This is a genomic window from Halobacillus sp. A1-3, assembly GCF_050971765.1.
GTDB classification, from domain to species: domain Bacteria; phylum Bacillota; class Bacilli; order Bacillales; family Halobacillaceae; genus Halobacillus; species Halobacillus mangrovi_B.
In genome coordinates this window covers 1-22,876 of record NZ_JBPCEO010000012.1, presented here as the reverse complement: position 1 = coordinate 22,876, position 22,876 = coordinate 1, and the positions used below count along the sequence as shown (strand labels likewise).

The 22,876-nt window shown below is 41.6% G+C and carries 28 protein-coding genes; 17 read left to right on the top strand and 11 right to left on the bottom strand.

Features of this window, described 5'->3' with window-relative positions:
• Positions 1-31: 31 nt before the first annotated feature.
• The gene (locus tag ACRYKC_RS18375) at positions 32-586 is read left to right on the top strand and encodes a sugar O-acetyltransferase (protein ID WP_433809027.1); all 555 of its coding nucleotides are present in this window, start codon (positions 32-34) and stop codon (positions 584-586) included.
• A gap of 89 nt (positions 587-675) precedes the next feature.
• Positions 676-1,428: a type I methionyl aminopeptidase gene (gene map, locus ACRYKC_RS18370; RefSeq protein WP_433809025.1), complete on the top strand. Its 753-nt coding sequence runs from the start codon at positions 676-678 to the stop codon at positions 1,426-1,428.
• Between the two features lie 368 nt (positions 1,429-1,796).
• Here map and ACRYKC_RS18365 read toward each other — a convergent pair whose 3' ends face one another.
• From ACRYKC_RS18365 to ACRYKC_RS18355, 3 genes are all read right to left on the bottom strand, one after another.
• The gene (locus ACRYKC_RS18365) at positions 1,797-1,994 is read right to left on the bottom strand and encodes a cold-shock protein (protein ID WP_035510016.1); all 198 of its coding nucleotides are present in this window, start codon (positions 1,992-1,994) and stop codon (positions 1,797-1,799) included.
• A gap of 181 nt (positions 1,995-2,175) precedes the next feature.
• Positions 2,176-3,033, bottom strand: coding sequence for a hypothetical protein (locus ACRYKC_RS18360; RefSeq protein ID WP_433809023.1), 858 nt, complete (start codon positions 3,031-3,033; stop codon positions 2,176-2,178).
• 19 nt (positions 3,034-3,052) lie between these two features.
• Positions 3,053-3,877 (bottom strand): alpha/beta hydrolase, encoded by an 825-nt coding sequence (locus tag ACRYKC_RS18355; RefSeq protein ID WP_433809021.1) that lies wholly within the window; start codon positions 3,875-3,877, stop codon positions 3,053-3,055.
• A 96-nt stretch (positions 3,878-3,973) separates the two neighbouring features.
• Between ACRYKC_RS18355 and ACRYKC_RS18350 the strand changes: the two genes are divergently transcribed.
• Positions 3,974-4,753: a cobalamin-binding protein gene (locus ACRYKC_RS18350; RefSeq protein WP_433809019.1), complete on the top strand. Its 780-nt coding sequence runs from the start codon at positions 3,974-3,976 to the stop codon at positions 4,751-4,753.
• A 16-nt stretch (positions 4,754-4,769) separates the two neighbouring features.
• Here the strand turns inward: ACRYKC_RS18350 and ACRYKC_RS18345 are convergent, their stop codons facing one another.
• Complete coding sequence (locus ACRYKC_RS18345; RefSeq protein ID WP_433809017.1) at positions 4,770-5,603, bottom strand: MBL fold metallo-hydrolase; 834 nt, start codon at positions 5,601-5,603, stop codon at positions 4,770-4,772.
• A 72-nt stretch (positions 5,604-5,675) separates the two neighbouring features.
• Between ACRYKC_RS18345 and ACRYKC_RS18340 the strand changes: the two genes are divergently transcribed.
• Positions 5,676-6,200, top strand: coding sequence for a GNAT family N-acetyltransferase (locus ACRYKC_RS18340; protein ID WP_433809015.1), 525 nt, complete (start codon positions 5,676-5,678; stop codon positions 6,198-6,200).
• 35 nt (positions 6,201-6,235) lie between these two features.
• Here the strand turns inward: ACRYKC_RS18340 and nhaC are convergent, their stop codons facing one another.
• Entirely contained in the window at positions 6,236-7,648 is a 1,413-nt protein-coding gene (gene nhaC, locus ACRYKC_RS18335) for a Na+/H+ antiporter NhaC (RefSeq protein ID WP_433809013.1), read from the bottom strand.
• Positions 7,649-8,049: 401 nt separating this feature from the next.
• On the opposite strand from nhaC, the gene ACRYKC_RS18330 reads away from it, so the two are divergent.
• The 4 genes from ACRYKC_RS18330 to ACRYKC_RS18315 all read left to right on the top strand — a co-directional run bounded on the left by ACRYKC_RS18330 (position 8,050) and on the right by ACRYKC_RS18315 (position 10,194).
• Positions 8,050-8,772 carry an AzlC family ABC transporter permease gene (locus tag ACRYKC_RS18330; RefSeq protein ID WP_433809194.1) on the top strand — a complete coding sequence of 241 codons (723 nt, stop codon included), beginning with the start codon at positions 8,050-8,052 and terminating at the stop codon, positions 8,770-8,772.
• Positions 8,769-9,062: an AzlD domain-containing protein gene (locus ACRYKC_RS18325; protein WP_433809011.1), complete on the top strand. Its 294-nt coding sequence runs from the start codon at positions 8,769-8,771 to the stop codon at positions 9,060-9,062. The genes ACRYKC_RS18330 and ACRYKC_RS18325 overlap by 4 nt, the downstream gene beginning before the upstream one ends.
• A 61-nt stretch (positions 9,063-9,123) precedes the next feature.
• Complete coding sequence (locus ACRYKC_RS18320) at positions 9,124-9,576, top strand: hypothetical protein (RefSeq protein ID WP_433809009.1); 453 nt, start codon at positions 9,124-9,126, stop codon at positions 9,574-9,576.
• A gap of 84 nt (positions 9,577-9,660) precedes the next feature.
• Positions 9,661-10,194, top strand: a complete 534-nt coding sequence (locus ACRYKC_RS18315) for a GNAT family N-acetyltransferase (RefSeq protein WP_433809007.1) — start codon at positions 9,661-9,663, stop codon at positions 10,192-10,194.
• Positions 10,195-10,633: 439 nt separating this feature from the next.
• On the opposite strand, the gene ACRYKC_RS18310 is transcribed toward ACRYKC_RS18315, so the two are convergent.
• Positions 10,634-11,512, bottom strand: a complete 879-nt coding sequence (locus ACRYKC_RS18310; RefSeq protein WP_433809005.1) for a cation diffusion facilitator family transporter — start codon at positions 11,510-11,512, stop codon at positions 10,634-10,636.
• A 288-nt stretch (positions 11,513-11,800) separates the two neighbouring features.
• Between ACRYKC_RS18310 and wrbA the strand changes: the two genes are divergently transcribed.
• The 3 genes from wrbA (at position 11,801) to ACRYKC_RS18295 (ending at position 13,904) form a co-directional block, all read left to right on the top strand.
• Entirely contained in the window at positions 11,801-12,415 is a 615-nt protein-coding gene (gene wrbA, locus ACRYKC_RS18305) for an NAD(P)H:quinone oxidoreductase (RefSeq protein WP_433809003.1), read from the top strand.
• Between the two features lie 216 nt (positions 12,416-12,631).
• Positions 12,632-12,874 carry an IDEAL domain-containing protein gene (locus ACRYKC_RS18300; protein WP_433809001.1) on the top strand — a complete coding sequence of 81 codons (243 nt, stop codon included), beginning with the start codon at positions 12,632-12,634 and terminating at the stop codon, positions 12,872-12,874.
• Positions 12,875-13,052: 178 nt separating this feature from the next.
• Positions 13,053-13,904 (top strand): M15 family metallopeptidase, encoded by an 852-nt coding sequence (locus tag ACRYKC_RS18295; RefSeq protein ID WP_433808999.1) that lies wholly within the window; start codon positions 13,053-13,055, stop codon positions 13,902-13,904.
• 37 nt (positions 13,905-13,941) lie between these two features.
• Here ACRYKC_RS18295 and ACRYKC_RS18290 read toward each other — a convergent pair whose 3' ends face one another.
• A complete protein-coding gene (locus ACRYKC_RS18290; protein WP_433808997.1) occupies positions 13,942-14,562 on the bottom strand; it encodes an NAD(P)-dependent oxidoreductase in 621 nt (206 codons plus the stop codon).
• Positions 14,563-14,664: 102 nt separating this feature from the next.
• Here ACRYKC_RS18290 and ACRYKC_RS18285 point away from each other — a divergent pair, with 102 nt between their 5' ends.
• On the top strand, positions 14,665-15,960 hold the full coding sequence (locus ACRYKC_RS18285; RefSeq protein ID WP_433808995.1) for an MFS transporter: 1,296 nt from the start codon (positions 14,665-14,667) through the stop codon (positions 15,958-15,960).
• A gap of 159 nt (positions 15,961-16,119) precedes the next feature.
• Here ACRYKC_RS18285 and ACRYKC_RS18280 read toward each other — a convergent pair whose 3' ends face one another.
• Complete coding sequence (locus tag ACRYKC_RS18280) at positions 16,120-17,034, bottom strand: zinc dependent phospholipase C family protein (protein WP_433808993.1); 915 nt, start codon at positions 17,032-17,034, stop codon at positions 16,120-16,122.
• A 326-nt stretch (positions 17,035-17,360) separates the two neighbouring features.
• On the opposite strand from ACRYKC_RS18280, the gene fumC reads away from it, so the two are divergent.
• The 3 genes from fumC to ACRYKC_RS18265 all read left to right on the top strand — a co-directional run bounded on the left by fumC (position 17,361) and on the right by ACRYKC_RS18265 (position 19,384).
• Positions 17,361-18,752 carry a class II fumarate hydratase gene (fumC, locus tag ACRYKC_RS18275; RefSeq protein WP_433808991.1) on the top strand — a complete coding sequence of 464 codons (1,392 nt, stop codon included), beginning with the start codon at positions 17,361-17,363 and terminating at the stop codon, positions 18,750-18,752.
• A 116-nt stretch (positions 18,753-18,868) separates the two neighbouring features.
• Entirely contained in the window at positions 18,869-19,078 is a 210-nt protein-coding gene (locus tag ACRYKC_RS18270) for an alpha/beta-type small acid-soluble spore protein (protein WP_433808989.1), read from the top strand.
• Between the two features lie 66 nt (positions 19,079-19,144).
• Positions 19,145-19,384 (top strand): hypothetical protein, encoded by a 240-nt coding sequence (locus ACRYKC_RS18265; protein ID WP_433808987.1) that lies wholly within the window; start codon positions 19,145-19,147, stop codon positions 19,382-19,384.
• A gap of 41 nt (positions 19,385-19,425) precedes the next feature.
• Here ACRYKC_RS18265 and ACRYKC_RS18260 read toward each other — a convergent pair whose 3' ends face one another.
• Entirely contained in the window at positions 19,426-20,523 is a 1,098-nt protein-coding gene (locus tag ACRYKC_RS18260) for an ABC transporter ATP-binding protein (protein WP_433808985.1), read from the bottom strand.
• 77 nt (positions 20,524-20,600) lie between these two features.
• Here ACRYKC_RS18260 and ACRYKC_RS18255 point away from each other — a divergent pair, with 77 nt between their 5' ends.
• Complete coding sequence (locus ACRYKC_RS18255; protein ID WP_433808983.1) at positions 20,601-20,759, top strand: hypothetical protein; 159 nt, start codon at positions 20,601-20,603, stop codon at positions 20,757-20,759.
• Positions 20,760-20,795: 36 nt separating this feature from the next.
• On the opposite strand, the gene ACRYKC_RS18250 is transcribed toward ACRYKC_RS18255, so the two are convergent.
• Positions 20,796-21,695: a PucR family transcriptional regulator gene (locus ACRYKC_RS18250; protein ID WP_433808981.1), complete on the bottom strand. Its 900-nt coding sequence runs from the start codon at positions 21,693-21,695 to the stop codon at positions 20,796-20,798.
• 123 nt (positions 21,696-21,818) lie between these two features.
• Between ACRYKC_RS18250 and ACRYKC_RS18245 the strand changes: the two genes are divergently transcribed.
• Positions 21,819-22,100: a metal-sensitive transcriptional regulator gene (locus ACRYKC_RS18245; RefSeq protein ID WP_085030586.1), complete on the top strand. Its 282-nt coding sequence runs from the start codon at positions 21,819-21,821 to the stop codon at positions 22,098-22,100.
• Between the two features lie 72 nt (positions 22,101-22,172).
• Here the strand turns inward: ACRYKC_RS18245 and ACRYKC_RS18240 are convergent, their stop codons facing one another.
• Entirely contained in the window at positions 22,173-22,364 is a 192-nt protein-coding gene (locus ACRYKC_RS18240; RefSeq protein WP_433808979.1) for a hypothetical protein, read from the bottom strand.
• Positions 22,365-22,876: the final 512 nt, after the last annotated feature.

The following is a 22,876-nucleotide window of genomic DNA, read 5'->3' as shown; positions in this document are numbered from 1 at the left end:
GATGAATCTGATGAATAAGTAGGTGGAAGACATGACAGAAAAAGAAAAAATGTTAGCAGGTGAACTGTATAAATCGTGGGATGAAGAACTGACCCATGAGCGCTCCCGTGCCCGTCAAATCACTTTTTCCCTTAACCAGACAAAGGATACGGAGGGGCATTATAGAAAGCAGCTTATCCATGATCTATTTGGAACGATTGAAGGGGAAATAGGATTGGAGCCCCCATTTTACTGTGATTATGGGTACAACATCCATGTAGGTGAAGGTTTTTTCGCTAACTTTAACTGCGTATTTCTTGACGTTTGTCCGATACGAATAGGAAAAAGAGTCTTATTGGGGCCAAATGTCCAACTCTACACGGCAACTCATCCTATGGATAGAGAAACAAGAGCAAGTGGACTTGAATCTGGAAAGCCGATTTCCATAGGCGACGATGTCTGGATAGGCGGTCATGCGGTCATTAATCCCGGAGTTACGATTGGAGATAATGTTATCATCGGTTCCGGTGCTGTTATAACGAAGGATGTACCTTCCAATATTTTCGTCGGAGGAAATCCTGCTAAGATCATTCGAAAAGTGGATTAAGGCTATGGGTGGTCGTACGACGAATTTTTCGTTATCATACTAGAGGATGCTTGCATATACGTAAAAGAAAATAAGGAAGGATTGAAATAATGATCAAGAGAAAAAGTCAACGTGAAATCGAACTGATGCATGAAGCAGGTAAATTACTGGCTAATGTGCATAAAGAGTTAAGAACTTTTATTAAGCCTGGCGTTACTACTATGGAAATAGAGAACTTCGTTGAGAAGTATTTAGCAGAAAGAGGAGCAACTGGAGAACAAAAAGGCTATCAGGGTTATGAGTTCAGCACGTGTGCCTCAATCAATGATGAAATCTGTCACGGCTTTCCTCGTGATGAGAAATTAAAAGAGGGAGACATTGTTACAATCGATATGGTTGTTAATTTAAACGGTGCACTAGCTGATTCGGCATGGACCCATGCGGTTGGCGAAGTGAGTGAAGAAGCTCAACGCCTGATGGATGTAACGAAAACTTCTTTATATAAAGGGATTGAACAGGCGGTGCCAGGGAATCGGATCGGAGATATCGGTCATGCCATTCAATCTTATGCAGAAGAGGAAGGGTATGCCGTTGTGCGTGACTTCACAGGGCATGGTATCGGAGAATCGATTCACGAAGACCCTTATATTCCTCACTTTGGAGCACCTGGTAAAGGAGCACGCCTGAAAGAAGGAATGGTCATTACTATTGAACCAATGCTGAACATTGGTGACTGGGGCAGTCGCATGGATGAGAATAATTGGACAGCACGTACGACAGACGGCTCGCTATCTGCTCAATACGAGCATACAGTGGCGATTACAAAAGACGGTCCGCTCATCCTCACAGAACAAGATGACTAAGTTAAGCAGCCAGACATGAATTCTATGTCTGGCTTTTTTTATGTAAAGAATAAAACTTCTACAAAAGCCTCCTATTTGAATACTCAGGATCAAGAATATTGAGTGAATGTTTCCGTTTCGTAGTATCAGGATAGGTGTTCGGTGAAATGGCTCGCTTTCCGCGGGGATGACGGCAAGCCATTCCCGCAGGAGTCTCACCATTCCCCCCGCAAGAAAGCGAGTTATTTTCCAGCCATCCCTAACTCATATACGAAAACGAACCTAGATTATCTCAAAATCGAGTCTTCAACTATTCTGCTAAGGAAACAAAGAAAGCCCCGATTTCAATTTCTTGAAATCGGGGCTTGTCTTCGGTTTAAGCTAAGTTCTTATTTTTGAACGTTAGCAGCTTGTGGTCCGCGTTGTCCTTCTTCGATTTCGAAAGTTACAACTTGACCTTCTTCAAGAGATTTGAATCCTTCTTCTTGGATAGCGGAGAAGTGAACGAATACGTCGTCTTGACCTTCTACTTCGATGAATCCAAATCCTTTTTCTGCGTTAAACCATTTTACTGTACCTTCAACCATGTACAATTACCTCCTGCGTGGAAACGATATTCCACATTGTATTACTATTCTTGCTCTTCAATTCAATCAAGACGACATGCTGTAAAACACTTTATCTTTCTGAATCTCAACGAACAACAATAATTAACCATAGTATAACAGATGAAAAAAACAAAAGATACCCTAAGCCCAAAAAAGTTTTCTAATCTTGAGGTTGAGTAAGGTATGCTCTATTTAACAGCAAATATAGAGATTTTTCGACAAATTTATCGACATTCTCTTTCGGGATCGCAGCTAAGTCATTCAATCTATTCCCTTGATCCAATAAATGCTGCATTAAGATCCAGCCTGCAAAATTCGCTTCTTTTTCATAACCGGAAGCCCCTGTACCTTTTGTGAAGGAGTACAAGGCTTCATAATCGGTCCTTTTCAAATGCGGGATGAGGTTCATCATGATTCGGTTCGGTTCTTTGCTGCACTTCTCATGTTTCCAAAGAAGCTCAATTTCAGCGTTCTCTTCCGAAGCCTTCAATTGCTGGGTTGTATGAAGAGCAATGCCTTCTTGGAAAACGAGCTGAGCTAAGGTTCTAGTGTGACTTGGTGCAAGACCAGATTTGACACAGTGAACAACCCTTGTCAATTCCTGTACAAGCTTATAATCACTCCAGTCTACTTCAACAGGGAAACAAAGCGTGTAACGTTCATTTTCCTGTTGAATGAATGGCTCCGTTTCAAAAGTTCCAACAAAATATAGAACCGTTAAATCGATCGGCTTTGTCACATGCAGCATCTGTTTGACTTTCGACAACACTTCACTTAATTTGATTGGGTCGGGTTCGAAGTATTTGATTTTATCATAAACGAGGGAATATTTATCCCAAGCATAATCCAGCATTTCACGAGCAAGTTGATCTTTCTTGTAGCCAGGAGGGACGAAAGTAAAACCATAATAGTGTTTCCATAATTCAAAACGGCGTTCAGGACTTGCATTTTCAAGGGAGGCTTTATCATAAAACGTCAGAAATCTATCCAGCATCTGTTTGCATTTTAATTCATCCATGCTGATCCTCCTCGGATTGTTATTGATGTAAAAATTCCAAGCGTTTATCCCATACTTCACGAGCACCTTTTCCAATCCATATCAAATGACTATCTGCATTAACTTCATAGATTTCGCAATGAGGTGCTAACGACTTAAGCAATAAGGCATTCGTGTATTGGACACTTTTGTCTTTTTGCGAATACATACCTAGAATAGGGGCCTGGACATGACTGATATCTGAAACGGAGTGATCCAGGTCGAGAGAAAATCCCTTACCAGATTGGGATGTCGCCAGCATGTCATAGACGAATCGCCGGTCATTTGGGGATAGACTCTCGAGATATTCTTCTGCATTCTCTGTCGTCATTTCGGAGAGAAGCTGTTTCATGACAAGGTCAGGAAATAGTTTAAGCATTTTACGCAGGCTGCCCCACACCATTCTCTCAGCGGGTCCAAAGAGGAGCTTAGCCCTTTGTTTCATATTCTCCTCCCATGGAGCTGTCATGGCAGCTTCCATTATGATCTTCGAAACTCTATCCGGATGGCGGGTAGCCAGAGCGAGAGCGGTTGGTCCAGCTGCTGATATAGCAATGACGCTGACCGATTCAATCGCTAAATGATCAAGAATTTCAACGATTGTATCAGCGAAATCTTCCGGGGTTTTCCCGGTAGAAACATCCGTATAGTCATAGCCGGGACGTGAAACGGTTAGTAATGAAAAACCTTCATAAATGAGACTGCTGTGAGACAAATCGGTATCCCGGGTTGAATGCCCACCTTTGAGCAGAAGGACTGTAGGGCCGACTCCTTTATATGTAAATTCAACGATTCCTTTAGTTGTATCGAGCAGCATGGTGGTCATTTTCTCTCATCCCTTTCGTCATTTTCCCTACTTCAAATATAAGCTATAATGGAAGAAATTGAAACATCTGATCATTCTGAAAAAAGGGGTGGATTTGTGAGGATCGTGTCGATTTGTCCCAGTAACACTGAAATTGTAGCTTACCTTGGTCAAACAGACATGTTGGTTGGTGTCGACAATTATTCTGATTATCCTGTTCAAGTGAAGCAATTGCCAAAACTCGGGCCTGATTTATCGATAGACATGGAAAAAGTGGCAAACCTGAAACCGGATCTTGTATTGGCCAGTCTTTCTGTACCTGGGATGGAAAAAAATATTGAAGGTTTGAAAGAGACAGGCTTGCCTTACATTATATTAAACGCAAACCATTTATATGAGATCGCTGATGATATTAGGAAAATCGCAGAAGCAATCGGTATAGAAGAAGAAGGAAATAAAAAGGCGGACGAATTCCTAAAAGAAATAGAGGGCTTCCGTAAAAAGGCCCAAAGGATAGACCACAAGCCTTCTCTATATTGGGAGTGGTGGCCGAAGCCGATTTTTACTCCTGGAAAGTCTAATTGGCTGACTGAAATCAGTGAGCTTGCTGGGGCCAGCAATATATTTGAGTCGGAAGCGGAAGCTAGTGTTCAGACGGATTGGGATGATGTTAGAAAGCGAAACCCGGATCATATATGCATGGTGTGGGTAGGAGTGAAAGAAGAAAAGATGAATCCCGACCTGCTAAAGAAAAGACCAGGATGGATGGAAATGGAGGCTGTTAAAAATAACCGTATTCATGTACTGGAGGAGTCGTTATTTTGCAGGCCTAGCCCCCGGTTGCTGGATGGTTTAAAGAAGCTTGAATCAGTTCTCAAAAAAGGAAGGCAAGCGTAAAGCCTGCCTTCTAATCTTAGTGAAGCTTATTTTGATGTTTAGGAACAGCCAGTTCCTTGAAGTTATTTGCTAGATCGCTAAGCTGTTGAGCTAGTAATTCATCTTCCATTGGAATCCCATGTCCTGTTAACGCAACTTTTGGATTGAGAGAGGCTAATTTCTTTACAGATTTCTCCGCTTCCTGCCAATTGTGAGTGAAATAGGCTGGTGGTCCATGGACATGTTGATGCTGGATAAAAACAGCCATACTTGATTCTTGTTTGACCGTGATAATGGCATCTCCTGCAATTAATGTCCGGTCTTTGTCTCTGAATAAGGATATGTGACCCGGTGTATGACCAGGAGTGTGAATAACTCTCCACCCCTCTAGAAAAGGAAGCTTCCCATCCTGAGGAATAGGGTGTATATATTTACTCAAGTTTACAGGGTCTGTGGGGAAAAAGGGTGACATTAGAGCGAATAAACCGCCCCCAACTGTCGCATCACCGACAGGATAATCTCTTTTCCCTGTTACATAATCCATTTCCATCGGGTGAATATAGATGGGTACATCCCAATGGTCAGCCAATTTTTTGGCCGATCCTACATGATCAAAGTGACCGTGAGTCAATATAATGGCCTTTGGAGGGTGGTCCCCAAACCGTTTGGATGCTGATTCAATAATTCGGTTTGCATAATGACCAATCCCACAATCCACGAGTACCCAGTCTTTTGATCCTTCTTTTCCGATAAAAACTACATTAACGATTAACGTTCTATAAAAAGCTATATCATCAAGTACTTGTTCAGGTTCTGCATGGCCCATATGCCAATGCTCATTTGTATCAACTTCATGCTCATACTTATCCATGGTGATCACCTTCTTTTTTCATAGTTTGGATGGAGATCAATGTTCTATACAGAAAAGGAGAGGGGATTTGAAATGCACATACGTAAGGCTCGACTAGATGACGCCCTTGGTATTGCCAAGGTAAGTGTGAATGCTTGGAGAAGCACATACAAAGGAATTGTCCCTGATGATTTTCTTGAAAAGATGACTATTCAAAAAAGAGTCGAAAAGTGGAAAGACAAAATCAGCGGTAAGAAAGAAATCATTTATGTAGTAGAGGTGGATGAGGGGCTCGTCGGCTATGCCAGCGGTGGTGAGGAAAGAGGGAGAATTAAAAAGTACGATGGAGAACTTTATGCGATATACTTACTAGAGAATTTTCAGAAAAGTGGTTTGGGGAAGCTTCTCTTATCTTATCTTGCACCTGAGATGGAAGATAGAGGGTACACCTCTTTGCTCGTATGGGTATTAGAGGCTAACCATTCGAAAAATTTTTATAAAAGGCTTGGGGGTGAGGAAATAGCGGAAGATAAGATGGAGATAAGTGGTATTCATTATCGATTATTGGCGTTTGGGTGGTCAAGTATCAGGGAGTTGCGAAATCAATTATCAAATTAAAAGGGAGTCCTCTGAAGGAGACTCCCTTTCTATAGTTAATTCACTACTTTTTTCAATGGTTCGTTTTGTTCTGTAGAATTTGGAGTTAAAGTTTTTCCAGTAATACCGAACAGAATCGTAAGGATCGGACTTAACAAACAAAAGAAAGCGAAAGGCAAATAATCAAGGACCGGTACACCAAGTACTCCAGAAAGAAAGACGCCACATACACTCCAAGGTACAAGCGGATTGATGACTGTTCCAGCATCCTCTAGAGTTCTGGATAGGTTTTTCCTGGCTAAGTTGGCTTTTTTATAAATATCCTGATAAGCCTCTCCTGTAAGCAAAATGGACAAGTATTGTTCACCAATGGCAATATTAATTCCTATAGCTGTGAACGCCGTAGATAATGTTGCTGACCTTACGGATTTTAATCCGTGCTGAACTTTTTGAAGTATAGCAGGGATAACACCTGTAATGAAGAATAGGCCTCCAAGAGCTAGTGCTAAAATAACAAGAGATACGGTAAAGAGCATGCTGTTCATACCGCCTCGTGTAAGCAGCTCATTGACAATATCGCTGCTTGTCTCAGCAGTAAATCCTTCAAACCATGTACTCCACAGAGCTCCCCATCCCAGTATTCCTCTCAACCCTGCGATTAGAGTAGCGAGGATGCTGCTGGCAGCAAGAGATATGAAAGCAGGCTTTTTGGCTACCGTTAAACCTACAAGAACGAGTAAAGGTATCCAGGAGCTCCAGTGCATTAAACCCGCTTCTGCCAGCCCGTTTTGAAAATTAGTTAACTGTTCACTTTCTGCACTCTGCTGTGGAGAAAGGAAGATGAATAAAATAAATGTAATGATAAAAGCGGGAACAGTGGTCCAGGACATGTTTTTTATATGATCGAACAAATCTACATCAACGACAGTGGAAGCTAAGTTGGTTGTATCAGATAGTGGTGACATCTTATCACCGAAGAAAGCACCAGATACAATGGCTCCAGCGGTCATCGCAAGAGAAACATCCATCGATTGAGCAACGCCTATGAACGCTACTCCAACAGTGGCTGCGGTCGTAAATGAACTTCCTAGCGCAACACCTACAATGGCAGTAACTGCAAATGTAATCGCAAGGAACCAGGGACCACCAGCTAATGAAAAGGCAGCATCCATCAAGACAGGAATCGTACCACTTGCCATCCAACTGGAGATGAGGATTCCGATTAGGAAGAATAAGAGGACAGCTCCCATACCTGTCTGAGCTCCTTGCACCATTCCATATTGTAAGTCTTTGAACGACATTTTCTTGAAAAAACCATAGCTAATCATGAGGAGTATTCCTAATAAAATAGGAACATGTGGAACACTTTGGATTTCGATAATAAAATAGCTTATGATTCCGATCGTAATAACTAATAAAAGACTTGCTTCGATAACGCCAGGTAGTTTTTTGGGCTGTAGATGCAGCATTATAGTTCCTCCTTGTTACATAAATAAAGCTTCGCCCCTAAAAGCTAGGGACGAAGCTTAAGCTCCGCGGTACCACCCTTGTTGGTAATTAAATTTACCCACTTCATTGGTGTATCACTATAAAACGAATACTGTAATTCAAAGACTTACGGCCAGAGTTTTCACCATCCACTCTGTCTCTTATACTGCCAGATAGCCTTTTACTGCGGTATTCAGGATACGGTCATCTATTCTTTTTCACTTAAACGCTTTTATGTGTTGAAGTAACTCTATAATAAGAGAAAGAGTGGTAAATTGTCAATCCTTATATACTAAATCTCAATACTTCTCATTTCACTCCTGAATTGTGTATAATAGTGTAAATTTTATAAACGGAGGGGAGACGTGTGCAGACACATGTGATGAACCAAACGAATTCTGAAGGTCGTTTACATATGGTTAAACGAGGAGTAATGGCAGGTCTTCCTATCATGCTGGGTTATTTGCCAATTGCATTGACTTACGGAGTTTTAGCTAATCAATCTGGAATGACTACTGTTGAATTGACGCTAATGAGCGTGCTCGTTTTTGCCGGTGCTGCACAGTTTCTCGCAGTTGGAATGGTTGCTGCAGGAACTGGGATGGTTGAAATCATCATTGCCACCTTTGTGTTGAATTTCCGTCATTTTGTTATGAGTCTATCTTTTGTCAACCGATTAAAACATATTGCTTTACGCGCGAAACTTCCCCTCACACTTGGACTTACCGATGAAACGTTCACCGTATCTGCACTCTACAGAAAAGAGGACAAAGAGGATTATGGTGCTTACTTTTATACAGCCCTTATTTTAACAGCCTATGTGTCCTGGGTGGGAGGTTCTTTTGCTGGGGGGGTACTCGGTGACATCATGCCGGCCCGTTTGAGTGAGAGTATGGGTGTAGCCTTATATTCGATGTTTATCGGACTGCTCGTACCCTCTGTGAGGAAGCATTACCGGATCGCACTCATTGCGATTGCAGCGATGGTAATTAATTACGTATGTCAGTCATTTGGAATGAACCAAGGCTGGGCGATTGTTATCGGTACAGTTGCCGGCGGATTTAGCGGCATATGGATTTTAAAAGGTGAGGAGGAAGAAGAATGATGATTTGGATGATTATCGGAATGGCTATTGTGACAGCTGTGCCTCGTTTTTTACCTGCCTTCATTGTAGATCTTATTCATTTTCCACCGTGGGTCGATCGATGGTTGAATGCAATTCCGTATGCGGCACTAGGAGCGTTGATTTTTCCAGGAATTATGTCAGTAAAGCCGGAAGCACCACAAGTTGGGGTAATTGCCGGGCTTGTTGCCATATTATTAGCATGGCTTAACATTCATATAATTTTTGTTGTTATAGGAGCAATCCTTTCCGTCCTTCTTCTTACTTTGTAAGCACACCTGCCTATTGGGTGCATATCGTATAGGGATACTTCCGAGAAAGGAATTGATCGTTATGCATCGACAACAAGGCTTTCCTTTTGGCCAGTACTTTGGTGGACCTGGTCAAGGGCCAGGAGGAGGATTTGGTGGAGGCCCAGGCCAAGGATTAGGCGGGTTCTTCGGTGGAGGTCCAGGGCAGGGGCCGGGTCCTGGACCAGGCCCTGGACTGGGAGGACCCCCAGTAGGACCGCCTCCATTTGGAGGACCTCAAGGAGGTCAGCTGCCTCCGCCACCATTAGTGCCGCCTCAATCACAGGGTGCAAGCGTTTATGCCGTTGATCCTGGCTCTCTATTTGGGTGTTTGTACAGATATACATGGGTGAGACTAGAGAATGGACGGTCATTCTGGTTCTACCCTACGTTTATAGGAAGAACCTCAGTAGCAGGTTATCGTTGGCAGCGTAGACGGAGACAATGGGTTTATACAGGATTAGACACAAGTCTGATTTCAAGTTTTCAATGTTAGAATAAATAGATGGTGCCACAAGCGGGGTGCCATCTTTTCTGTTAAAATAACTATAGAAGAATGCTACAGAAGGGAAGAGGAGCTATGCCTGAAGTCAGAGAAGCACGCTTTGAAGATGCAGAAACCATTGCGAATATTCATTTATGCAGTTGGAAGTCTACATACAAAGATTTGATTGATGAGAGAGATTTGGGGAATATTACTCTGGAAAATCGGATGGCTCTATGGGAAACCGTATTAAGAAAGCCAGTAAACGGACAAATTGCATTAGTCATTGAGAATGATGAAAACGAAGTTGTCGGTTTTGTTTCAGGTGGAAAAGAACGTACAAAAAGTTATGATTATGATGGAGAAGTGTATGCCATTTACCTGCTTGACGAATTTCAAGGGAAAGGCTACGGAAGAAGGCTCCTTGAATCCTTCGCCAAAAAGATGAAAGAAGCTGGGTACCAATCTCTTCTTGTTTGGGTTCTTACAAACAATCCTACAAGTCAGTTCTACACAAGAATGGGAGCAGATCCTGTCGAAGCAGAAAAAGTGACAATTGGTCAGGGGACCTATGAGGAAACGGCTTACGGATGGAAAAATATTGATCAATTAACTCAGACAACTTCATGATTTGTTTTCAACAAAAAGGGAAACGGTGAGACTTTAGCTCATCGCTTCCCTTTTCTCATGTTCAATCACCGTTGTTTCTACGTTGGGAGGTTTCCCTTGCCGTGGACAGAGTAAGGTGGTCCGGGAAAAGGTTCGCTTTCCGTGGGAGTCCGGTGAGCTTCCTCAGGCTTCGCCTTGCGGGATCTCACCATGCACTCTATTCCCACAGGAGTCTCGCCATTTCCCGAACCTCCTTACGATAAATTGGAAGAACGAAAACGCGCTGGAAGGGAGAAATGAGCGACACCTTTACTTTCTTTTCATAATGAAGATACGCTGAAGTACCTTTTGATAGATCTACTGTCATTTCCTCGCCAGCCCAATCCCTTTTCATAAACGGACCCAATAGAATCTAGAAATTGAGTTTTCAGAATAACTAGGCTTTGGCAGGGGAGGAGGTTCAAGATTCTCCGCTTTCGTATGGCTCGATATGGATGTGTGCGTACGAAATTCCGTGTTCCTTTTCCAAAAGATCCTCTACTTCATCCGTGATGTCATGCCCTTGTTGAATTGTAATATCAGGATTCACATGAATCGTCGCTTCTACCAAAGTTTGATTTCCTTGCAGGCGTCCTTTTACATCAACAACTGCCCATACATCAGAATGAGCAGCAATAGTCTCGCGGATGCTTTCTATTTCCTCTTCATCAAAACCATCTGTCAAACTATGTGTGGCATCTTTAAAAATATCCCAAGCCGTTTTACAAATGATTAACCCTACAATCAGACCGGCTAAGGGATCTAACCAAAACACACCGAATTGAGCTCCGAAAATACCAATCGCAGCACCTATACTGACTAAAGCATCCGAACGGTTATCCTGGGCTGCAGCATAAAGAGCATTACTATTTACTCTCTTTGATAGTCTTAAATTATACCGGTAAACCGCAAACATAATTAGCGCGGCAGCTAAAGCTGTCCAGGCTGTCAGTATGGAGGGTTCATTGGCACGCTGGTTGATGATGTCTTGTACAGTGCCGATAATGACTTCAATTCCTACAGTCATCATAATGAAGGCAGCAACGAGAGAGGCGATCGTTTCCGCACGAAAATGGCCATAATGGTGATCTTCGTCAGGCGGTTTTCTGGAGATTTTTAGTCCTACTAGTACGGCAATAGAGGCGATAACGTCGGTTGTATTGTTCAACCCATCAGCTCTAAGGGCTTCAGAGTGGCCGTAGTGAGCAATGATCAGTTTCGTAGCGGCTAATGCTAAGTAGGCGACGATACTAACCCAAGCCCCTTTTTCACCCATCTTTAAATTTTCATATTCACTCATGTGACGAACCTCCGAGTTTTCTTATAAAAGCTTGATATAGCTTATCAAAGGATATCCTGTTGAGTCTAGAGAAAAAAAGCTTTCCTTATACAGATAGCTTGAGTATGGTTAGGATCTTTGCCCTTATTCAAGTAATCTTGACAAAATGTAAAGGTTTCATTAAATATCTCGAATTAGAGAATCTTTAGTTTGAGTTTTCTGGTTATTGGGTATATACTTTTTGTGAATCCTATTCTTTATCTTCGGTAACAATACTGAGGAGAATAAATGAAAGAAGGAGAGATCTTCGTGGCAAACGTCAAATTAGCAATTGTTTATTACAGTTCTACAGGAACGAATTACAAAATGGCTCAATGGGCACAAGAAGCTGCAGAATCAGCGGGTGCTGAAGTGAAGCTCGTACGTGTTCCAGAAACAGCGCCAATGGAAGCTATCGAACAGAACCCTGCCTGGAAAGAACATTACTTAGAGACTAAGGATGCCGTACCTGAAGCAAAAGTGGATGATTTGGATTGGGCGGATGCTATCATCTTTAGTTCTCCAACACGATTCGGAAATGTACCTGCTCAAATGAAACAATTCTTAGATATGACAGGCGGCTTGTGGTTCCAAGGGAAGCTCATTAATAAAGTCGTAAGTGCCATGACTTCTGCACAAAACCCGCATGGAGGTCAAGAAGCTACTCTTCTTAACCTTTACACGACAATGTTCCACTGGGGTGCAATTATCGCAGCTCCTGGCTACACAGATGAATCCTTGTTTGCCGCTGGTGGAAACCCTTACGGTACAAGTGTAAGTGTAGACGGAGAAGCGAACATCAAGGACGATGAACAAGCAGCGAAAGGCGCTGTAACACACCAAGTAAACCGTACATTAGATGTAGCTTCTAGATTTGCCCAATAAAATGTAAGACTCTAATAAAATTCCTCCTTTAAAGAAGGAGGAATTTTTTATTTTGTAAATTTTTCTATTTTTTAAATCTCTCAAACCCTATCAAAATAGACTTCGGAGGTTTAAAAAATAGAAAAATGGGAATTATAATACTAAATATTCAGAAAACTTATTGCGAAATACATTAAAATCCTGCATAATGGAAAAAAGCATGAAGGGGGTATTCTCATGAGAAAGCAAAAGATGGTCTATGTTATCCGCCGCGACCCCGAATATAAAGGTAGAGAGATTACCGCAAAAAGAGAATTGTCCTTTGGTATTCAGTTAGCTTCACGTCTGTTTTTGGATCAATTGAGTTTTGAGTTCAATAAAGATCGTCTCGATGAAGAAATCAACGAGGCAATCGATAACAATGACCGTGAAGCATTTGAACGCTTAAGTTTACAGTATCAACCCTATACTTGGGAATAACTTATAAGGTAAAGCCACTGTTTGTTCAGTGGCTTTTTTTTGTTACTAAAGTAGAAATAGATGGGCTTCATCTTTTTATTAATAGGGGAACGGTGATGTAAGTCCTGAATTACATATACAGGTTATTTCTATAAATGTTATAGTGAATGTATCATCATAGACTAGGAAGGTAATAAGAATGAAAAAGTATATGGTAATGGTGGCAGTGTTGAGCTTGAGTCTTAGCGCCTGTTCTTTAGGGGCTGATCAAGAAGGGCCGAACGCTTCTGAATCTTCCTCCACAAGTAAAAAGGAGGTAGAAGAAAAGGCAGAACCGACATTTAACCCCGATGAGCCTGAATCAGAGAATTCAGACAGTGATCATCAACAAAATAATTCCAATGAATCCCAAGAGCAATCGAATGCAAATATGGAAGAGAAAACACAGGATGGGCTAACAGTAGTCGCTGACCCGCAAAATGTACAAGTGGTGGTAAATAAACAGCGAAAGCTGCCAGATGGATATATTCCGCCAGATCTTACAGTTCCTGATGTTCCTTTTTATTTTGATGAAGACTTACCAAAAAAACAAATGCGTAAAGAGGCAGCCAAGCAATTAGAGCAATTGTTTGCAGGAGCTAAAAAAGCGGAAGTGGAGCTAGTTGCTGCATCTGGCTATCGCTCTTATGAAAGGCAAAAAAGAATTTTTCAAGGCTACGTAGAAGAACATGGAGAGAAAAAGGCAAATACCTTTTCAGCGAAACCAGGTACAAGTGAGCACCAAACTGGCTTGGCTATGGATGTAACCTCTGCTAAAATGTCCTTTCAACTTGACCAGTCTTTCAGACAGACAGAAGAGGGTGAATGGCTGGCTAATCATGCTCATGAGTATGGATTCATTATTCGTTATCCGAAAGGTAAAGATGCCATTACAGGGTACACTTACGAACCGTGGCATTTAAGGTACGTGGGGAAAGACATATCTTCTGAAATTCATAATCAATCATTAACTTTAGAAGAATTCTTCGGTTTTCAGCCAGCGGGTGAATAAACAAACCCCCTTCAACATGCGAGTTGAAGGGGATTTTTTAATAGCAAATGCCGACTCGTTTTTGGCTGAATCGAAAATTTCTCAAGCACTCAAAAGTAAACTTAGCTGTATCATCCACTGTGATTTTTTTACCATCAATCGGGAGGTAGTCAATTTCATAACGTATATTTCCTTGTTCTTCACCATCTGGAAGATACGTTGGACAAACAATGGTCCAATCGAGATTAGATCGGGAGAAATGTTCATATACTTTAACATGTTCTTCAGCTGCAAAGGTCTTTTTGCGCTTGGATTCAGAGGTTTGAAAACGATATTTCCCCTTTTCATATCGGCTGTTTAATATTCCAGCTGTACCGATGGTGACGATCCTTAAGATTTCTTCTTTTTTCATCGCTTTGATCATAGAAGGAATGGCTTTTGAGAGAGTGTCGGTTTTATCTGTTGAAAGCCCACTGAAAACCATGTGGCAGCCTATTAGGGTTTTTTTAACGTCTGCAGGATTCGTGACATCACCAACTATTCTTGAGGCTCCCTTGATCATATGCTTGGCCTTTTCTTCATCTCGGACAAGGGCCACAACTTCCCATCCTTCCTCTAACGCGAGTTTGACGACTTGACTGCCGACCCGTCCAGTTGCACCAAAAACAGCTAGTTTCATGTTCTCACCTCAAAATTATTGTAAATATTTTGTTTAATGGCATCGATTGACGTGTGTTATTTGCTAAGCTAAATGTAAACCTATTTCAAATGGGGGAAGCTGATGAAAAAGAAACCTGTATGGAGTTGGATGCTTTATGACTTTGGCAACTCTGCTTTCGCAACAACGATCATGGCAGCAGTACTGCCTGTGTTCTATTATGATGTTGCGGCCAAAGGAGTTCAAGATTCACTTGCTACCAGCTACTGGGGATATTCCCAGTCAATCGCAGTATTAATCGTAGCGGTGCTCGCTCCGATCTTAGGTGCGATCGGTGATTATTCGGCAGCTAAAAAGAAGTTTTTAATGTTCTTCGCTTTTATGGGGATGATTGCGAGTGTTCTACTTGCCTTTGTCGGAGAGGGAGACTATATATTTGCCTCTATTCTTCTCATTGTGGGGACGATAGGGTTTTCTGGAAGTAATGTATTTTACGACGCTTTTCTTCCAGAAGTAGCAGAGGAAGATACAATGGATAAGGTTTCAGCCTGGGGGTTTGCCTTTGGATATATAGGTGGAGGCGTGCTGTTAGCAATAAACCTGTTGATGATCATGAAATACCAATGGTTTGGTCTCCCAAATGCTTTAGCCGGTACACACCTTGCATTTATCTCAGTCGGCGTGTGGTGGCTAGTATTTAGTATTCCCCTTTTTAAAAACGTTGTAGAAGAAAAAAAGCTCAAAACGAAACGGACGCAATCCTATGCTTCTATTGGATTCAAAAGGATTGGGAGAACTCTTAAAGAACTAAATCAATTTAAGCAGCTGTTACTATTTCTATTTGCTTTCTGGTTGTTTAACGATGGAATCTCAACAATTATTAAGATGGCGACCATTTATGGAAGAGACATTGGAATCGATAGTACGGCCCTCATTACGGCACTCTTAATTACGCAATTTGTAGGCATTCCTTTTGCATTCTTATTCGGCTGGCTGGCCGAAAAGATTACCGCAAAACGAGCATTGATGCTAGCTTTATTTATCTATCTGATAATTGTTGGGTTAGGGTATTTTATGTCTTCTGCTCTCCACTTTTATATTCTTGCTATTTGCGTAGGCTTTGTACAAGGAGGAGCCCAATCATTAAGCCGTTCAATATTCGGGAAAATGGTTCCGGGAGACAGACATGGAGAGTTTTTCGGCTTTTATGGTATATCCTCCAAGTTCGCAGCCATATTTGGGCCCTTCGCTTTTGCTTTAGTTGGACAAATCACAGGATCAAGCCGGCTTGGCATTCTATCTTTGATTGTATTCTTTCTTGGCGGAATGATTCTTCTCAAGATGGTAGATGTAGAAAAAGGCATCCAAGAAGCAAAAGACCATACGGATTCCAAACATGAAGTAACGATCCATTCGTAATTCTGTGTGAGTAGCCATACATCCACCTTGCAAGACAATGCCAAAAGTATGGCAGAGTGGACTTGTTGCACTAATGCAAATCTGGATGATCAAATCTTGTCATAAGAATTTTACCATCATTCGGACGTTAGATTAACTGAAACACTTTTGTCCAAGCCTCTACACGATTGGCTTACTATATTGATTCGTGTGGTTTTCTTCTAATGGTTTACCGGTGTCATAGGATACATTACCAATGATGGACTTGATTTTCTCCCATTTTAACTGCTGAGGATCATTCCAATAGGATAATATGTCAATGAATGCTTGCTTTCCTTCCGTTATGGCCACTTCATAGAGGTCTAAAAAGGAATCGACCTTCTCTTCATTGGTAGCTGGATGGTGCCATGAAATTCTTTGCTCATTTAGGTAATCTAATTCTTTTTCAACTGGTTGATGGGAAAAAGGACCAACGAGAGAACCGAAGCGTTTATTTTTCCATCCCCATGGATCATAAAGGACTCTCTGAGCTATACGAATATGGCTGTAGGATTTTTCGACAAAGTCGTTTGGATAGCGATCCCTTAGTCCTGGATAGTGAGTATCAATAAGACTCTCTAATAACTCTGTCATCGGCTTTTTCCAATGCCCCATAGTAATTTCCTTATGAACAGGGGTCTTCCAAGTTCGAATGCCTTTGTATTTATTGAGCACCAATGTATCGATAATAACCTCTAGTTCCTGGTGCTTGTTTTCCTTATATCCTGCATGGTAATGAATATAAGGGTGAGTAGTTCGATCAAGAATGTGATGGCTGACGAATCCAAGGATGAAAGCTTGGATAGGGTTTTTAAGAAAAGCTCCCCGCTCAATCATATCCAATAAGAAAGGGCCGCACTGTTCAGTATGCAGCTTCATACCAACCTCTTCTACCTGATCATCTGGAAGAAACGGCCAGAAGTTATGATAAAAGAACGGATCAGGTCCTTGAGCACCTACATGAAGAGGGGAAGAGGAAGTATCCAGTAAATCTTTCCGGTCAATCTGTTCGCACACAGTATCTGCAAATAAAATGTGAGTCCAAATATTTGGCAAAAGAACCACCTCATTTTCTTTTTATTATATCAATGTTTCATAACAAAAAGAGCCTCTCGTCAGAGGCTCTTTCCTTATACCACCTTATTTACCCTGAAAGATCAAGCAAAAACAAAAAGCTGTTGGCTACGATATCCTCCTTCCCTTGAAGATATGTAGTTTCGTTTTTGCCTCCTTTCTTATTATTGTTTTTACTATACAATAAAATCTGAAAAGTGTAAATAGTCAGATAATAAAAAATGTCTAATTTCGCTGAAAGGTGTAGATGATTGTTCAAAAGATTCTTGATACAATAAACGTGCACATCATTATAAGGGAGGATTATTATGGATTACCGCATTGAAAAAGATACGATTGGCGAAATAAAAGTACCAAGTGAAAAATATTGGGGAGCGCAAACGCAAAGAAGTAAACAAAACTTCCCGATCGGCGACGAAAAAATGCCGAAAGAAGTTATAGAAGGCTTTGCGATTTTGAAAAAGAGTGCAGCAAGAGCAAACTTCGAACTTGGATTGTTAGAAGAGGAAAAAGCTGATGCTATAGATTATGCAGCGGATCAAATCGTTTCAGGCGAATTAGAAGAGCATTTTCCACTTGTCGTATGGCAGACTGGCAGTGGAACCCAATCCAACATGAACGTAAACGAAGTCATTGCTTATGTTGGAAATGAGTGGCTTAAGGAAAAGAGCAGTGAGACTCGGCTTCACCCGAATGACGATGTCAATAAATCTCAAAGCTCAAACGATACTTATCCGACAGCGATGCATATTGCCTCTGTTCGGAAAATTGAGGATGTGGTCATGCCGGCACTGACTCAATTGAAAGATACCTTAAAAGAAAAAATGGAAGCGTTTAACGAAATCGTAAAAATCGGTCGTACTCACTTGCAGGATGCTACTCCATTGACGCTTGGACAAGAAATCAGCGGATGGCATCGTATGCTTGAAAAAACGGAAAGCATGCTGACTGAAAGCGTTCGATATGCTAAAGAGCTGGCCATTGGTGGAACAGCTGTTGGAACAGGCTTGAATGCGCATGAGGATTTCTCAGAACAAGTTGTTGCCAAAATCAACGAAGTAACAGGAAAGAATTTTATTTCTGCACCTAATAAGTTCCACGCTCTTACATCTCATGATGAGCTTGTCCATATTCACGGTGCTTTGAAAGCTTTAGCGGCAGACGTTATGAAGATTGCCAATGATGTCCGCTGGTTAGCGAGCGGTCCGCGTTGTGGAATTGGAGAAATTACGATTCCGGCAAATGAGCCTGGAAGTTCCATTATGCCTGGAAAAGTGAATCCGACTCAAAGTGAAGCCGTAACAATGGTAGCAGCCCAAGTCATGGGGAACGACGCGACAATTGGTTTTGCCGCAAGCCAAGGAAATTTTGAGCTTAACGTTTTCAAACCAGTGATCGCTTACAATTTCCTTCAATCCGCTCAACTTTTAGCAGACAGTATGGTTTCGTTTGAAGAGCGTTGTGTCCGCGGACTTGAACCGAATCATGAACAAATTGAAAAATATTTGCGTGATTCCCTAATGCTTGTCACTGCACTCAATCCGCATATTGGTTATGAAAATGCTGCGAAGATTGCTAAGACAGCGTTTGAAAAAGACCAAACGTTGAAGGAAACGGCTGTAGAAATGGGTATACTGACAGAAGAACAATTTGAAGAATATGTGAAGCCAGAAGAAATGACCAAACCTAACGCCAAATAAACAGGTTAGCCATGTATTCACCTCAATATTATACTCCAATAATTACCATAAAAATTTTTGACATAAAAATGTCATGTTGGAGTCATACTACGATTACAAGACAGGAGGTGAGACACATGGCTAACAACAACAGTTCAAACGAGTTGGTTGTACCTGGTGTACAACAAGCTCTAGACCAAATGAAATACGAAATCGCTCAAGAATTCGGTGTACAACTTGGTGCTGACACTACTTCCCGTGCTAACGGTTCTGTAGGTGGAGAAATCACTAAGCGTCTTGTACAAATGGCTGAACAGCAGTTCGGTGGACAACAACAACAACGCTAAATAATTTGAAGGAGGAGAAAGGGTGCGCCCTTTCTCCTTATTTATTTGGAAAAGAGCGTGTGTTTTATGCATGAAGAATGTGGCATATGTAATGGGTGGGCAGAAAGTGAGCGGACTTGCCCAAGGTGTGAAGGAACGATGCGTGACCAAGGCAGGATCACGGACTATCTTGACGATTATAGTCCTTATCTGGATTTAAAATATACAGACCTTGTCGATGGTGATATGGATTCCTCATTCACTGGAGAATGTGTCCACCTTTTTATTTGTGAAGAATGTGGTCTTAATGACATTCAAGCGACATAAAAAAGCGCAGCGTGAACGCTGCGCTTTTTTATATAGGGGGATTAACGGATTCTATCTTCAGTATCTTTATCAAAGAAGTGAACTTTGTTCATATCAATGGCAAGCTCAATTTCTTCTCCGCCTTTAATATCAGAACGGGAATCGACACGTGCGATGAACTCCTGGTCCTCCAGTCGAGAGTACAAATAGGATTCTGAGCCCATAAGTTCGGCTACTTCTATATGCGCCTTGATTTTCTTATCCTGGTTGGCATCAATGAAAACAGGTTCATCATGCATATCTTCCGGACGTACACCTAGGATAACTTCTTTACCAATGTAGCTTTGTTCTCTCAATGGCTTCATTTTACCTTCAGGCACAGCAATTTTTACGTTCCCAACCTCAATGTGTCCTTCTCCAAGTGTTCCGTGAAGGAAATTCATAGCAGGAGAGCCGATAAATCCTCCAACAAAGACGTTTTCAGGCTTGTCGTAAACTTCTTTTGGTGCGCCGACTTGCTGAATAAGTCCATCTTTCATGACTACAAGTCGAGTCGCCATTGTCATCGCTTCCGTCTGGTCGTGGGTTACATAAATGGTAGTCGTCTGCAAACGCTGGTGAAGTTTTTGGATCTCCGCACGCATTTGTACACGAAGTTTAGCATCCAAGTTTGAAAGCGGCTCATCCATCAAGAACACTTTTGCATCACGTACGATCGCACGTCCAAGAGCAACACGCTGGCGCTGACCACCTGATAATGCTTTTGGCTTACGATCCAGTAATGCTTCAAGTCCAAGGATGTTGGCAGCGTTTTTCACTCGGCGATCGATCTCAGCTTTATCCATTTTACGCAGTTTAAGACCAAAAGCCATGTTGTCGTACACATTCATGTGCGGGTAAAGCGCGTAGTTCTGGAATACCATCGCAATATCACGATCTTTTGGTGCAACATCGTTCATACGCTTGTCATCAATCATGAAATCACCATTTGTGATTTCTTCAAGACCAGCAATCATACGAAGTGTGGTTGACTTACCACAGCCGGATGGACCTACAAAGACGATAAACTCTTTATCTTTAATGTGAAGGTTAAAATCATCTACAGCTTTCACCTTTTTATCATAAACTTTATCAATGCTCTTCATTTGAATTTCTGCCATTAGGAAAACCTCCTATGTATTTTGAAATCGTTTTCTTTTCTGTGAATTCAGTGTATCGAAGTTGGGGATATTGGTAAATGGACAAAGTGCACAAAGATGTGAAAGCGCTTTTGTGCACTTTGTCATTTCATGCAGAAAAAAGGAGTTATGGAACAAATGGTGCGAAGAAAGGGATCAATCGCCAACTGTTAAGGAACAATGAGCAGCTGTTAGGGAACAATCTCCTAATGAATTAAGAAAGCCACCTCTTATAAAGAGGTGGCAGCAGCCGTTTATTCATAATCTAACATGAGCAGGGCTAAGTAAGTGGGTACTGCAAAGGCGAACTGCTTCACATCAATGCCGGTTTTCTCAATAAATTTATCTACCCGGTACTGCAGGCTGTTTCTGTGCATGTAAAGCTGCTTGGCAGTTAATGAAGCGTTCGCACCTGTTTCTAAGAAGACTTTAATCGTATGTAAGAGGTCTTCATCATCTTGTACCTCCTTGAATATAGAGCGATAGAGATGCTTCCAGTGGGAGGGAGGCAGAGCGTCGATATAAAGGTAGGGCAAAGTATCCTTGTAAGTAGCCACAGAAGAAACTCGGTAACGGTCAGCAACAGAATGGCAATGTGATGCCCATGAAAATATATCAGGTGCTTCGGGTACTTTTCGAGAAAATTCACTTATGTAAAAACGTATTTTTGTATAGAAATCACTCATCAGGACATCAATAATCTCGTTAAAAGAAATAATATCCTGATCTTCTGTCATAATCTCTTCAATAATAAAACCAGACCGGTCCGTTTCCCAAAACAGTGGCATCTTCCGTGGGAATAAGGATTGGAAAGCTTCTTGAAAGGTATCCTTATTGGCTGGTTCTTCAGAGATGGAAAAAAAGACAAAACGATAGTCCAGGGGTAATTTAACACTAAGCTTTGAACTTTTGCCTCGAAGAAGATCCATCCACGATTTTTCGCGTTCATTTTCAGAAGGAAGGTGTATAGAATAAGGAGTTAAAAAAAGAGATAACAGCTGCGAATCCCGATTTGAGAACTCTTCTTTATTAATTCCTATTGTGTCTAACTCTGGGGTTTGAAACCACTCATAATCAAAAGGATGGTCAACGTCATCAGGTTTTGATAAGATCAACGAAGGGTAAATAGATTGTAATTGATTAATTATTGTCATTGCTATCTTCCTTTTTAACGATATATTTACTATTATGTATTACATAATGAGGTTTCTGCAAGCTAGCCTCTTCCTAGTAGTGGAAACAGCGTCGTTAAACATACAAAAGGGGTGCGTTAAATCATGGATCAAGTGAAACAACAGAGTTATTATGGGCAGGAAACCAAAAACCGCCTGAAACGAATAGAGGGTCAAGTTAGAGGCGTTTTAAAAATGATGGAAGAAGAGAAAAATTGTAAGGATGTTATCACTCAACTGTCCGCCGCACGAACGGCTATGGATAGAGCAATCGGATATATAGTAGCCAAAAACCTGGAAACGTGCATTCGTGATGCACATGAAGAGGGTGAATCAGCAGAGGAGCTGATTAACGAAGCAGTCCAGATGATTGTGAAGAGCCGTTAATAAGGAGACGATGATGCTTTTTTGCATCATCGTCTTTTTTTTGAGGAGGGCTTAAGGAATTAGAAATCGGAATTATCGATCTGAGCGGTTTTCGAGTTGCTCCTGCTCGGGTATTTCATGAACTTCGCCGATTTGCTCTCTTCCATAGACGGGGAGGACAGTACCTCCTGCCATCCCTTCGTTGATCATACGATCGACATCCAGCTCATATCGATCTTTGCCTTCTGGTGCGCGTTTTCTTTCATCTTTCTTCAAGCTCGTCACCTCCTCTATTGTATTTTGTCCGCTTTCTAGATAACCATGAGAGGAAGAAGTATTTATGTTGGTTTATCATTCGTTTTTTTATGATCAGCTTAAGGTTATTCAACAATTTAGCAGTATTCTGGAAGATTCGATTCCGAGATATCGTGGGTTTGTATATGCAATAGTGTTAGGGATGGATGGAAAATAACTCGCTTTCCTGTGGGGGAACTGCCAAGCCTCCTCGTTCGCTACGCTCTCTGTGGGGTCTCGCCTAGGTCCTTCTCCCACGGGAGTCTCGTCATTTTCCATCCATCCCTGCTGTCATTAACCTCTCAAACCCACCTGGTTTTAGATTTTAGAGTGAGGCTAATTGAAATTCTGTAATATAAGCATCTTGAAATCCATTACAATCCTATTCCGACAGGATACTTTCAAAGTGAATCTCCAGAATTAAAAGGGCGGTTTCTACTTTTGCATGGGTTTCCGTTCCGCCAAAAAATAGCAAGGTGAGAGGGGAAATGGTGAGCCTCCTA